The sequence below is a fragment of the Thioalkalivibrio sp. ALD1 genome, assembly GCF_000381245.1.
In the GTDB taxonomy this organism is placed as follows: domain Bacteria; phylum Pseudomonadota; class Gammaproteobacteria; order Ectothiorhodospirales; family Ectothiorhodospiraceae; genus Thioalkalivibrio.
Map to the genome: position 1 here is coordinate 87,427 of NZ_KB906245.1, position 13,097 is coordinate 100,523.

General features: G+C 66.9%; 11 protein-coding genes. 6 read left to right on the forward strand and 5 right to left on the reverse strand.

What is annotated here, in order from left to right; genetic code table 11:
* The first annotated feature begins 123 nt into the window (after positions 1 to 123).
* From F623_RS0110205 to rlmKL, 3 genes are read left to right on the forward strand one after another with little or no spacing between them, the layout of a single operon-like run.
* On the forward strand, positions 124 to 1,029 hold the full coding sequence (locus tag F623_RS0110205; RefSeq protein WP_026279390.1) for an ABC transporter ATP-binding protein: 906 nt from the start codon (positions 124 to 126) through the stop codon (positions 1,027 to 1,029).
* Positions 1,029 to 1,817, forward strand: a complete 789-nt coding sequence (locus tag F623_RS0110210; RefSeq protein ID WP_018862446.1) for an ABC transporter permease — start codon at positions 1,029 to 1,031, stop codon at positions 1,815 to 1,817. Before F623_RS0110205 ends, F623_RS0110210 begins: the two co-directional genes overlap by 1 nt.
* 50 nt (positions 1,818 to 1,867) lie before the next feature.
* On the forward strand, positions 1,868 to 4,072 hold the full coding sequence (rlmKL, locus tag F623_RS0110215) for a bifunctional 23S rRNA (guanine(2069)-N(7))-methyltransferase RlmK/23S rRNA (guanine(2445)-N(2))-methyltransferase RlmL (protein WP_018868587.1): 2,205 nt from the start codon (positions 1,868 to 1,870) through the stop codon (positions 4,070 to 4,072).
* Positions 4,073 to 4,231: 159 nt separating this feature from the next.
* Here rlmKL and F623_RS0110220 read toward each other — a convergent pair whose 3' ends face one another.
* Together F623_RS0110220 and F623_RS0110225 are read right to left on the reverse strand one after the other, a co-directional pair.
* Complete coding sequence (locus F623_RS0110220) at positions 4,232 to 4,555, reverse strand: c-type cytochrome (RefSeq protein WP_018862448.1); 324 nt, start codon at positions 4,553 to 4,555, stop codon at positions 4,232 to 4,234.
* A 62-nt stretch (positions 4,556 to 4,617) separates the two neighbouring features.
* Positions 4,618 to 5,979 carry a sulfite oxidase gene (locus F623_RS0110225; RefSeq protein WP_018868586.1) on the reverse strand — a complete coding sequence of 454 codons (1,362 nt, stop codon included), beginning with the start codon at positions 5,977 to 5,979 and terminating at the stop codon, positions 4,618 to 4,620.
* Positions 5,980 to 6,171: 192 nt separating this feature from the next.
* Here F623_RS0110225 and F623_RS0110230 point away from each other — a divergent pair, with 192 nt between their 5' ends.
* Genes F623_RS0110230 through F623_RS0110240 form a run of 3 tightly spaced genes read left to right on the forward strand, consistent with a single transcriptional unit; the run spans position 6,172 to position 9,572 of the window.
* Complete coding sequence (locus tag F623_RS0110230) at positions 6,172 to 6,927, forward strand: FKBP-type peptidyl-prolyl cis-trans isomerase (RefSeq protein WP_018862450.1); 756 nt, start codon at positions 6,172 to 6,174, stop codon at positions 6,925 to 6,927.
* Positions 6,921 to 8,462: a S10 family peptidase gene (locus F623_RS0110235; protein WP_018868585.1), complete on the forward strand. Its 1,542-nt coding sequence runs from the start codon at positions 6,921 to 6,923 to the stop codon at positions 8,460 to 8,462. The genes F623_RS0110230 and F623_RS0110235 overlap by 7 nt, the downstream gene beginning before the upstream one ends.
* A 57-nt stretch (positions 8,463 to 8,519) precedes the next feature.
* Entirely contained in the window at positions 8,520 to 9,572 is a 1,053-nt protein-coding gene (locus tag F623_RS0110240; protein ID WP_018868584.1) for a GTP-binding protein, read from the forward strand.
* Between the two features lie 126 nt (positions 9,573 to 9,698).
* Here F623_RS0110240 and F623_RS0110245 read toward each other — a convergent pair whose 3' ends face one another.
* From F623_RS0110245 to F623_RS0110255, 3 genes are all read right to left on the reverse strand, one after another.
* Positions 9,699 to 10,478, reverse strand: a complete 780-nt coding sequence (locus F623_RS0110245; RefSeq protein WP_018868583.1) for a sulfite exporter TauE/SafE family protein — start codon at positions 10,476 to 10,478, stop codon at positions 9,699 to 9,701.
* Positions 10,479 to 10,484: 6 nt separating this feature from the next.
* Positions 10,485 to 11,465: a M14 family metallopeptidase gene (locus F623_RS0110250; protein WP_018862454.1), complete on the reverse strand. Its 981-nt coding sequence runs from the start codon at positions 11,463 to 11,465 to the stop codon at positions 10,485 to 10,487.
* A gap of 169 nt (positions 11,466 to 11,634) precedes the next feature.
* Positions 11,635 to 13,002 carry a PAS domain S-box protein gene (locus F623_RS0110255; RefSeq protein WP_018862455.1) on the reverse strand — a complete coding sequence of 456 codons (1,368 nt, stop codon included), beginning with the start codon at positions 13,000 to 13,002 and terminating at the stop codon, positions 11,635 to 11,637.
* Between the last annotated feature and the right edge of the window lie 95 nt (positions 13,003 to 13,097).

Below are 13,097 nucleotides of genomic sequence, written 5' to 3' on the forward strand. Positions count from 1 at the left end.
CCCCGGCATCACACGGGCATGCCCGGGCCAGCAGGCCCGGGCTTTTTTGTGACCAGGATTCGGCCATTGGGGAAGGCCCGGGGAAAGGGTATGGTAGGCATCTCGCAAACCCCGGGACCGCCATTGTCCGCCATCCGCATTCAGCAACTGTGCAAAACCTACGACGGGGTAGCGGTGGTCGACGGCGTGGACCTCGAGATTGCCTCCGGCGAGTTCTTCGGGCTGCTCGGGCCCAACGGTGCTGGCAAGACGACGACCTTGCGCATGCTGCTGGGAATGACCCCGATCGACGGCGGTCATGTCGAAGTACTGGGTCTGCCAATGCCCGAAGGCGAACGCGAGGTGCGCAAGCGCCTGGGCATCGTCCCGCAGTTCGACACGCTGGACCCGGACTTCACCGTGATCGAGAACATGCGCACCTATGCCGCGTACTTCGGTCTTGCCGGCGCAACGGTTCAGGCTCGCATCGATCACCTGCTTGGACAGGTCAACCTGAACGACAAGCGCGGTGCGCGCATCAATGCCCTGTCCGGCGGCATGAAACGCCGGCTGACCCTCGCACGCGCCCTGATCAACGAACCCGAGGTCGTCGTCCTCGACGAACCCACAACCGGGCTGGACCCGCAGGCGCGCCACCACCTCTGGCGCCAGCTCCGACAACTACGCGCGTCCGGCGTCACGCTGGTACTGACCACGCACTACATGGAGGAGGCCCAGGAGCTGTGCGATCGCATCGCGATCATCGACCACGGCCGCATCATCGCCTGTGACCGACCCAGCCGCCTGATCGCCGAGCACATCGAACCCTGGGTACTCACGGTCGGCGGCCCCGAGGCCGGCACCGCGATCGAGCAGGAGATCGGCCACCGCGATCGCGCCCACCAGGTAGCGGATACCTGGCTCGTGTATACGGCCGAACCGGACCGGCTGCGCGAACGCCTGCGCGCACGCGGCCTCGAGCCGACCCTGCGCGAGGCGGACCTGGAAGACGTGTTCCTGAAACTCACCGGCCACGAGCTGCGCGACTGATGTCCGACCCGACCTCGACCTGGCTCCCCCGCCCCAGCCTGCGCTTCGTCGCGGTCTGGCGGCGCAACCTGCTGGTCTGGCGCAAGCTGCTGGTGCCGTCCATGCTCGGCAACTTCGGCGAGCCGATCCTCTACCTGCTGGCCTTCGGCTACGGCTTCGGCCGTCTGGTGGGCGATCTCGACGGCATGAGCTACATGGTGTTCATCGCCTCCGGGATCATCTGCTCCTCGGCGATGTTCACTGCCAGCTTCGAGGGCATGTATTCAGCCTACACGCGCATGGCGGAGCAGAACACCTGGCTCGGAATGCTGGCCACACCACTGACACTGGACGACATCGTGTTCGCCGAGGCGATCTGGGCCGCGAGCAAGGGCCTGATCAGCGCCATCACCATCCTGGTCGTCGCCTCCGTCCTGGGGCTGGTGAGCGACGCCCGCGCCCTGCTCGCGCTGCCGGTGATCTTCCTCGCCGCGTTCACCTTCGGCGCGCTGGCCCTGGTCATCACCGCGCTGGCGCGCAGCTACGACTTCTTCCTGTACTACTTCACCCTGGCGGTGACCCCCATGCTCCTGCTCTCCGGGGTGTTCTTCCCGCTGCAGGAGCTGCCCGACTGGGTGCAGACCCTGGCGCTGGCCCTGCCGCTGGCGCACGTGGTCGAGATCGTGCGTCCGCTGATGACCGGCAGCTGGCCGACCAGCATCTGGCCGCACCTGGTGGTGATCGTGGGCTACGGCGCGGCGGCCATCATCCTGGCGACCGCGCTGATTCGACGCCGCCTGCTGCGCTGACCACAACGGCGGCTGTGGCAAGATAGCCCCCCGTCCCAGGAAGACACCGCATGGCCACACCCGAGAACGATCCCAGCACCCCGCAGGAATACCGCGCCACCGTCGCCCGCGGGCTCGGCCCCCTGCTGGCCGAGGAACTGGGCACCCTCGGTGCCACCGACGTGCGCGAGGAAGGCGGCGCGGTGCACTTCTCGGCCGATCTCGAGACGCTGTACCGGGTACTGCTGGGCAGCCGCATTGCCAGCCGTATCCTGCTGCCACTGGCACGCTTCGAGCAGCCGGACGGCGACGGCTGCTACAGCGCCGCCCGCGCGAACGACTGGCCCGCGCTGCTGGAGCCCGGCGCGACCTTCGCGGTCGAGGTCAGCGGCAAGAGCCGCCACATCCGCCATACCCACTTCGCCGGGGTACGCATCAAGGACGCGGTGGCCGACGCCTTCCGCGAGGCGACCGGCGCGCGCCCGGACGTGGACCCGAAACACCCCGACGTGCGCATCCTGCTGCAGCTGCAGGGCGATCACGCCCGGCTGTCCGTGGATATCGGCAACGGCGGCCTGCACCGGCGCGGCTATCGCGGCGCCGGCGGGGCCGCCCCGCTGCGCGAGAACCTCGCCGCGGCCCTGCTCGCCCGCGCCGGCTGGCCCGCACGCGTCGAGGACCACCCGGAACAGGCGCAGCTGCTGGACCCATTCTGCGGCAGCGGCACCCTAGTGATCGAGGCCGCCCTGATCGCCACGCATACCGCACCCGGGCTGCTGCGCCACGACTTCCGCCCGCAGGGTTGGGCCGGGCACGACACCGCCCTGTGGCAGCGCTGTGTGGACACGGCCCGGGCGGCGGTCCGCCCCTGGCAGGGCCCGGCGCTGCTGGGGTCGGATCGCGACCCGCGCGCGGTGCAGGCCGCACGCCAGGCGGCCCGGACGGCTGGGGTCGCCGCCTGCACCCGATTCGAGGTCGCCGACGTGCTGACCCTGGCGCCCCCCGCACCGAGCGGGCTGCTGATCAGCAACCCGCCCTACGGCGAACGCATCGGTGACCAGCCCGAGCTGATCAAGCTCTACAGCCTGCTGGGCGAGCATCTGAAACAGGCCTTTGGCGGCTGGCAGGTGGCCCTGCTGGTCGCGGACACCACCGACTCCCGCCGCCTCGGGCTGCGCGCCACGCGCAAGTACCGCGTACACAACGGCCCGATCGACTGCCAGCTGCTGGAGTTCGACATCCATGCCCGCGAGGGACAGGCCGAGGCGGCGCCCCCGGCACCCGAGTTCGCCAACCGCCTGCGCAAGAACCTGAAACACCTGGATCGCTGGGCGCGGCGCCAGGGGGTCACCTGCTACCGCATTTACAGCGCGGACCTGGACGAGTATCCGCTGCTGATCGACCGTTACCAGGCCACCGACGGCTCCGTGCACCTGCACCTGCAGGAGTTCGCCGCCCCGGCGTCGGTCGAACCCGCGCGCGCCGAGGCGCGCCTGCGCGGGGCGCTGGCCGCGACCCTGGAAGTCACCGGCGTCTTGCCCGCCCACCTGCACTACAAGCAGCGGCGTGCCCAGAAAGGCCGCTCGCAGTACCAGCGCGCCGAGACCGCCCAACCCGCCCCCTTCTGGGTCAAGGAACATGGCTGCCGACTCAAGGTGGAGCTGGATGCCTACCTGGACAGCGGCCTGTTCCTGGACCACCGCCCAATGCGGCGCCGCCTGCAGGAAGAATGCCGCGGACTGCGGTTGCTGAACCTGTTCTGCTACACCGCCGCGGTCAGTGCCCATGCCGCCGTCGGGGGTGCCCGCCAGACCGTCTCGGTGGACCTGTCCAATACCTACCTCGACTGGGCCGCCGACAACCTCGCAGCCAATGGTTTCGAGGCCACCGTGCGTGACGGGCGCAGTCGGCGCCGACCGGATACCCACGCCCTGCTGCGTGCCGACTGCATCACCTGGGTGCGGGAGGCCGCCGACGACCCGGCCCTGCGCTTCGAGCGGATCTTCCTCGATCCCCCGACCTTCTCGAACTCGAAACGCACCGAGGCGGACTTCGAGGTGCAACGCGACCATGTCGAACTGATCCTGGATGCCGCGCGCCTGCTGACCGAGGACGGCATCCTGTACTTCTCGACCAACCGCCGCCGTTTCGAGCTGGATACCGAGTCACTTGCGGGGCTCGAGGTCCGCCACATCACGCGTGAGACACTGGATGAAGACTTCCGCCGACCACCGCCACCCCATCGCTGCTGGGCCATCTCGCACTCAACGGACTGACACGCCACAAGACCCGGTATCGCCACCGGCCATTCACGGGCGGCGGACAGGCTCGCGGAGCGGAAACCCGGTGCCGCGCTTCACAGAGGCCACCACAAAAAAGGCGCCCCTTGGGGCGCCTGAAGATACTGCCTCTGACTGCGGAGTATCCGGTACGGACTAGTCGCCGTAACCGTAGTTCTCCACCAGGAAGTCCACGATGTCATCACGCTGCTCGTCGGTGAGCCAGGTCATGCCGTAGTCTTCCATGTCGTCCATGACCCAGTTCCAGTCAGCACGATTCAGGTTCTGATTGGTGGCCTGACGGATGCCGTGGCAGGCGGAACAGGTCTGCTCGAACAGTTCCTTTGTCGCCGAGACCTCTTCGGCCTTCTCTTCCTGGGCTTGTTGTTCTTCCTCTGATATCGCCTCGTCGGCAACAACGGGCAAAGCCAGGGCCGCGAACGCAAACCCCAGCAGCGAAAGCATTACAAAACGCTTCATGCGTACTCCGTTCTGATCAAAAAGAAACCCGGGGCAAATGATGCCCCGGGTATAGAGGTTTGTCACGCAGCGACTGTGACCGGGATCTTGTGGACGATGTTGCCGTCGTAGCCACGCGGGTTCCACGGCTGGACAATGGGCTGAGTATTGCCCTTGTCGTCCACCGCACGCGCCCAGATCTCGTAGTAGCCGCGATTCTCGAAGGACAGTTCCTTCTCGAAGTGCACCCAGGCGTACTTGTTCACGGGTTCGCCCTTGAGATCGGCCTTTTCCCAGTTGAGGCCAAAGTCGGTGGAGATCCAGACTTCCGCGACCTCGTCCTCGCCTGCCCAGGCATGACCGGTGACCTTGACGGTCTCGCCACGCTCCAGACCGGTGTCCTTCTTCGGACCGGTGATCACGGACTTGATCAGCCACGGGCCGCCAACCTTCATGTCCTCTTCCGGCGGGCGCTCGCCCGGGGCCACCGGGTACTTGGGCATGCGGTAGGAGTAGCCAGTCATGCCGCGGCCGTCGTGTTCTTGATCGCGCAGCGTGATCTTGTTCAGCCACTTGTGCGAGCAGGAGCCGTACCAGCCCGGCACCACCAGACGCACGGGGAAACCGTGGGTCGCAGGTATGTCCTCTCCGTTCATCGCATAGGCCACGATGGTGTGCTCTTCCATCGCCTTGTCGATCGGCACGCCACGGGAGAACGGACCTCGGTCACCGAGGATCGGCTCGTAGCCCTCGTGCGCGGTGTAGACGGCGCTGTCCTTCACGCCGGCCCGCTCGAGGATGTCCTTCAGCGGCACGCCGGTCCACTTGGCGTTACCCACTGCACCGCGGTCCCAGGGGTTGCCTCGCGGCTGCGGATCGAAGTTGGCGCGGCCGTTGCCGCCACACTCGATGTGCAGGACCAGGTCCTTGCTGTCCATGCTCTTCAGGTCGTCGAGACCGATCTCGAGCTCGTCGTGCACCTCGCCGTCGATCTTCAGCGACCAGCCGTTCGGGTCACGATCCAGTGCTTGCTGCGGGATCAGGTCGTTGTTGCGAATAAAATGCCGGCTGGCCGGGGTGACCTCGTCCTCCAGCAGGTGCGGCGGGGTCTCGACGTTCAGCGGGCGATCGTTGTGCACGATCAGGCCGTCTTCCTTGCCGGCGTCGGACATCGCGGCCTTCGCCTGCTCGTCCTCGAGGCCATTCGCCTCGTCCGCCCAGGCGGCCGGGATCAGACCGCGCCCGAACAGGCCGCGCATCGCGGCGTCGGTACCGGCACCAAAGCCGAACAGCGTCAGGGCGGCGCCCCCCACGCCCATGCGGCCCATGAAACGACGCCGCGAGACGGCTTCGTCAAAGATCTCGAGGGTCTGGGGGTCCGCCCCGGCGTCTTCCGTTACGCCTCGCAGTCGGTCCCAGAACTGGTTTTCTTGTTTCTTGGTCATTGGCTCCTCCGTCGCGTGGATCCTTGCGGTTAGAATCCCCAACAACACCTTTTCGGCTTGGGGATCCTTGAGTCATTTAGACCAGGTTCAAATATATTTCAAAGGTTTTTTCGGGGAATTTTGGGAGCAATTTTGTGGTCCTTTATAAGCCTCCTCAAAAAACAAAAACTTGCACTTTATAAGGATAAAATGATGAAAGCGTGGTTTCTGTTCGCCCTATTCCTGACCCCGGCCTTTGCGCTGGCCGACAGCATCGAGATTCGCGACATCGAGGAGGGCGAGGGCGCCGAACTCGTGCGGCACGACAGCGCCCTGGTCCACTATGTCGGCAAGCTTGAGGAGGACGGTTCCGAGTTCGACTCCAGCCGGGGTGGCCAACCCCTGTCCGTGACCATCGGCTCCGGCCAGACCATCCCCGGCTTCGAGCAGGCGGTAAAGGGCATGCGCCTGGGCGGCAAGCGCGAGGCCATCATCCCGCCAGAGCTGGCCTACGGCGAACGGGGTGCCGGCAACATCATTCCGCCGAACGCCACCCTGCGGTTCGAGATCGAGGTCGTCGAAGTGGATCGGGCCCCGTTCACCGGCCTGGACAACAAAGGCCTGGCCGAGAAGCTGGACGAAGGGGTAACCATCGTCGACATCCGTCGCCCGGATGAATGGGCCGAAACCGGCGTCGTGGAAGGCAGCCACCGCATCACCGCGTTCGAGGAAGACGGCAGCCTCAATCCCGACTTCGGCAGCCAGTTCACCGCGCTGGTCGACTCCGACGACGAGGTGATCCTGATCTGCCGCGTGGGCAACCGCACCAGCGCACTCGCCCAGGCCCTTTCGGAGGGGCTCGGCTACGACAAGATCTACAACGTGACCGACGGGATCATGGAATGGCTGGACGACGATCGTGTCGTACGCCATGACTGCCCCGATCACGAGGAGACCGCTCAATGCTGATAACGGCGCCGGAACGACGCCCGCTCAAACTCACATCTGCACCACGCACCGTCGCCGGCCCGCTCTACGGGCTGGCGCTCGGCCTGCTGATCGGTCCCGGGATGTCCGCCCCCCTGCTGGCGGACGAGACCGAACCGACGCCCCCCCTGCCCGATCCCGTGACCACCGAGCACTCGCTGGAGTTGCTTGACGGCAGCGCACTCGAGTACCAGGCCACGGTCGGCTATGTCCCGCTGGGCGAGTCGCTGGACGAACCCGATGCCCGGGTCTTCACCGTCAGCTACACGGTGGACAGCGACCACGACCGCCCGGTCACCTTCATGGTCAACGGCGGCCCCGGCGCGGCCTCGGCCTACCTGAACGTGGGCGGCCTGGGCCCGCGGGTGCTGGAGACCGACGACAAGGGCCTGGCTTCCTCCACCCCGCCCCGGCTGGTCGACAATCCCAAGACCTGGCTGGCCTTCACCGATCTGGTCTTCATCGACCCGGTCGGGACCGGCTTCTCGCGCGTGATGGGAGGCGAAGCGGATCAGTACTACTCCCGTGATGGCGACCTGGCCGCGATGGAAGAGACGCTGGAGCGCTGGCTCGATGAACACGGCCGGCGCGGCGACGCGGTGTACCTGGCGGGCGAGAGCTACGGGGGCTACCGTGCCGCGGCGCTGCCGGCACGCATCGCCAAGGGCTCCGGCATCAGCCTGAGCGGCACGGTGCTGATCTCGCCCGCGCTGGATTACGGCATGCTGGAACACGGCACCGCCCGCCCGATCGGCTGGGCCCTGAGCCTGCCGGCGATCACCGCCGCCGCGAAGGCGCAGGGTCGGCTGGGCGACGACCCGCCCAGCCTGGAAGAGGCCGAGGCCTTTGCCCTGGGCGATTACCTGCAGGGCCTGATCCACCCCGGGCAGATCGACGACGACTGGATTGACGAGGTCGCCCGCTTCACCGGCCTATCACGCGACCGTCTGAAGGCCACACGGGGACGCATCACGCTGGATATGACCCAGCGCGGCCTGCTGATGGATGAAGGCCGGCTGGTCAGCCTGTACGACGGCGGCATCGACAACCTCGACCCGGTGCCCACGCACCTGCAACCGCAGGCGGACGCCATCCTGGACGGCCTGACCGCACCGCTGTCCACCGCGATGCTGGACCACCTGCGCAACACCCTGGACTGGGAGCACGGGCACCAGTACCGCCTGCTCAGCCGCGACGTGTTCCGCGCCTGGGACTGGGAGGCCAGTGGCCGCGAGGGACACTTCACCGCGATGGACGAGCTGGCCACCGCCCTGTCACTCAACCGCGACTTCCGTATCTTCAGCGTGCACGGCGAGGCGGACCTGATCACGCCCTACTTCACGACCGAGTGGCTGCTGGGCCAGATCGCGTTCGCCGCCGGCGACGAGGCCGACTCGCGCATCATCCCCCGCGCCTACCCCGGCGGGCACATGCTGTACATGCGGGCGGACACCAACGAGGCCCTGTTCAAGGACGCCGAGGCGTTCTATCAGGGCGAACTGCGCGCCAACGACTGAATCCATCCTCGGGAGGACCCGCTATCCGGGTCCTCTCGCCAACCTGGCGAACGCCACATGACCACCCACCATGACATCCCCACCCACCTGATTACCGGCTTTCTGGGGGTGGGCAAGACGACCACTATCCGCCAGCTGCTCGCGCTGCGCCCCGAGGGCGAGCACTGGGCCGTGCTGGTCAACGAGTTTGGCGAGATCGGGGTGGACGGCGGCCTGCTCGCGGATACCGGCGTCGCGCTGGAGGAGATCCCAGGCGGCTGTCTTTGCTGCGTCTCCGCGCAGATGTTCACCGTCGGCCTGAACCGGCTGATCCGCTCACAGCACCCCGACCGCATCCTGATCGAGCCCACCGGGCTCGGGCACCCGGCCGAGATCATCCGCACCCTCACCCAGCCCCCCTACGACGGCGTGCTGGACCTGCGTGCGACGATCACAGTCATGGACGCCCGCCACCTGTCCTCGCCGCGCCACCGCGAACACCCGAACTGGAACGACCAGATTGCGCTGGCCGATGTGCTGCTAGCCAACAAGGCCGACCTCTACAGCGAGGCGGACCGCGAGGCCCTGCAGGCGTTTGTCGCCGACATGTCGCCGCCACGCCCACTGGTGGTCGAAACGACCCAGGGGCGTGTGGAATCGGCATGGCTGGAGCGCCCCCGGCTGGAACGAGGCGGGGCCCTGTTCCCGGAGGCCCGGGCCTTTCTGTCCGCCGGTGACCAGCACGATCATGCCCACGATCACGACCATGGGCATGACCATGCACCGCACGAGCACGGGGACGAGCCCGTGACCATCGACACCCGCGGCGATGGCTACCTGGGCCGCAGCTGGCTGCTGCCCGAGGGGCAGGCGCTCGACCACGCGGCGCTGGAGGCGCTGGTGAGCGGTTTCACCGGAGAACGCCTCAAGGGCCTCGTGCGGACCGATCAGGGCTGGCAGCGCATCAACCGCGTGGGCGGCGACGGCGGTCTTGAGGCCATGGAAGCGCCAGCCGCCGGCACCCGCCCCCGCATCGAGGCCATCCTGCCAGAGACCGACGCCCGGGCACTGGACACCTTCGACCACGCGCTGCAACAGGCTCACACCGATGCTCAGTACACCACGCCATAAGCCTCGGGGATGGCCCGGGCAACCGATGCGATTCGCTGCGCTCATCGCATCCTTGTGTCTTGCGGTTCACGGATGACCGCAGGATGCAATGAGCACCGCGAATTGCATCAACCCAACGCCAGAGAACTACCCCAGCCAGACCGGATCGACGAAGAAGAGCACGGTGGTGCCGGCACCCACCAGCGTGACCAGATACCGGTACCACGGTTCGGGCAGAACCCCCAGTAGCCCAATCCCGACCCGGGCGCCGAGAATGGCCCCGGCCCCGACGGCCAGCAACCCGGTCGCGACCACCTGCCCGCCCATGACAAAAACCACCACCGCAATCAACGTCAGCACAGTGGAGAGCACGTTCTTCAGGGCATTGGCCTGTGTCAGGTCGGCCATCCCCTGTCCCCGCAGGATCGCCAGCAGCAGGATGCCGACCCCGCCGTTGAAATAGCCACCGTAGACGCAGCCAAGCCCCGCGCCCGCCACCCGGGCGAGTGCCGGACGGGCCGCATGGGCCGCGCGACGCTGCAGCCACGGACCCAGTGCAAACAGCAGTGTCGCCAGCAACAGCAGCCAGGGGATGAAGGCCCGAAAACGCGCGTCCCCTGTCAGCAGGAGCAGGGCCGCGCCCAGCGCCCCGCCCAGCGCCCCCACGACCAGGAACAGCGCCAGCAGGCGCATGCCCAGATCCCGCCCCAGGATGCGCAGACGACGGTGATCGACGAGCAGGCTGGCCGCATACCCGGGCAGCAATGCGGCGGTCCCGGTGGCGTTGGCCGCCACCGGCGGGACACCCACGGCCATCAGGGCCGGCAGGGTCAGAAAACTGCCGCCCCCGGCCAGGGCATTCAAGGCACCGGCGAAAAACCCGGCCGCAAAAAGTAGCGCGGCAACGCCGGAGAAGACGAACTCCACGGGAGGTCAGATCACGCGGCGATCACTGAACTCGGCGCGATAAAACCATTCGTTGCCCGGCAGCGAGTTGGGGTTGGGGAACACGATGAAGCCGTCGGCCGGCGCCTTCACCTCGGTCCCGTCCGCGCGAACGCCGATCACATCACCCTCGTGCAGCGCATCGAAGCTCTTCCACTCGCGCACGAACCGGTCATCGGGGTGGTCGCGGTCGATCACCTCGACCAGGCGCAGGACCTCCGGGTCGTCCTGCCCGGGCGTGGCCGGGGCCTCGATCATGCCGAGATGGGCCAGAGTATTGAGGATCGCGTTGTAGGCCACCACCGGCGCCTGCGGATCGTCGTGCTGGCCGCACTCCAGCGTCACGCCGTAGCCGCCCTGCGAGCGCATGTACTCGGTGGTACCGATGCCGTAGCTGGGGTCGGTAGACAGCATCTGCGCGCGGTGACTGGCGTTCGGGTTCTTCATGCGCCGGGCAACTCCGCGCGCGTAGGTATCCAGCCAGCCCTCGACCATGCGCCGCGGGCCGAGGCAGGCGGCCAGGGCCTCCTCCTCGCGGGCACGGGTAAAGCCCTCCAGCCCGCCTTCGTTGTTCCGCGGACCGAGCATGATGAACGGCTGGCCGCCGGTATGAAACGAGTGCAGATCCAGCAGGACGTCATGGGCCGCCAGCAGGGGGCACAGTACGTTGGCAATGCGGTCCTCGAAGTCCTGCGGGTCTTCGGTCACGCGCAGGTTGCGGTTCAGGTTGCGCTCACCCATGCGCTGCCCCAGCTGGTAGGCCAGTGGGTTCGTGCGCGGGACCAGCGTCAGCGTCCCGCACTGCAGGCGGCGCTCGCCGCTCTCCAGCTCGCCGTGCAACCGCTCGGCCGCCTGCGTGCCGCAGGTCTCGTTGCCATGCACCGCACCCAGCACGATCAACCGCGGCCCCGGGGTCAGGCCGTGGAAGGTCAGGGAACGCATGGCGGTGGGATGCAGCTGGGACGACATAACAAGAGCTCCGGCGAACGGGGAATCAGCCCGCCATTGTACGCGCGCGCCTTGTGGGCGCGAGCCGGCGGCTACTTCAAGCGGAAGAGGTCAAACCGCTTTTTCGGTCGCAGCGGGGCCGTATATGGGCCCTTCCGCTTTCAACACCCCGAGATGACGGCTCTTCCCACTACAGATCCGTGATATCCAGCATCGTCCCCTGGACCGCGTGCAGACCGTCGTCGCCCTCGACCACCGAGTCCACCACCAGGCTGAACCAGCGCTCTTCGCCGCGCGAGGGATGCCGCCGCAGCCGGAAGCGCCGACCAACACCCTCCTGGCCGGGGGCCAGCTCGCGCAAAACCTCCCGCATTTGTTCCGCATCTCCGGCATCCGGGTCGAATTGCACATCCCAGACGTCACTCAGACTGGGCGTATAGTGGCGCGGATCCAGCCCCATCAGGTTGTACAGGTGATCGGACCACCACAGTCGCCCGGTCTCGACCACGTACTCCCACGAGCCGAGGCCCGCATGACGCTCGGCGCGTTCCAGGCGATCCAACTGGCAATTCAACGCCTGCTCGGCCTTTTTGCGCGGCTCGATATTGCGCAGGGTCACCAGCAGCAGCTGCTCGTTGGCGATCTCGGTTGCCTGCAGGTTCGCTTCCACCCAGAAGACATGACCATCGCGGTGGCGAGCGCGCCACTCGAACGAAAGTTGCTCGCCACGCCGCGCGCGGTTGATCAAGGCCTGCTGGCGTTCGAACTCGTAGCCGGGCTCCTGGGCGCTAAGGTCACTGACCGTGCAACGCAGAATCTCCTCGCGCTCGTAGCCATACATGGCCAGCGCCGAGGCATTCGCCCCGACAAAGACGCCTGTCTCGAAGTCCTGCAACAGAACACCCTCCTGCACGTTGTCGAAGATGGCACGAAAGCGCTTCTCGCTGTCACGCAGGCCGCGCTCGGCTTCGACCCGTTCGGTAACATCCGTCAGCAGGCCATGAAAGCCGTGGACCTCGCCACCGGAGTCCCGCTCCAGCCAGGTCCGATCCTCGACCCAGATCCAGCGCCTCCCCCCCACATCCAGGCGGTAGTACTGCACATATTCGTCCGGCCCACGCTCCATATGCCGGTGCACGTCCTTGATGATGGCCTCCCGATCCTCGGGGTGAATCCGTTGCGCATAGTCCGCCGCACCGGAGGTCAGATCCTCCGGCTCGAGGCCCCAGCGCCGCACATTCGGGGACACATACACCACCGGCCAGCCGGGACGCGCGGCCCACTCGATGGCGACTACCGGCGAACGATTGACCACTTCGGTCAGGTAGCGGGCTTCGGCCGACGCCCGATCACGGGCCGCGAGCACCCAGTACAACAGCAGAAAGAGAACCAGAGCGGTCACAGTGACATAGAAAAAGCCCTTGACCGTCTGCAACCAGCCAAGCAGCTGGATATCGTCCACCAGCCAAAGCAACGCCTTGTCGGACAGCGCAATCCACAGCAGCCCGAGCGCCAGATAGACCAGCGCCACCCAGCTGGCGGTACGCCAGGCACTCATCCCCCTTTCGGGAATACCGGCCTTATCCCTTGTCTCGTGCCTCAATCCCGTTCCCCAGCCCGCGCAGAAATCCCTCTGCGTATTGCTACTTTAGT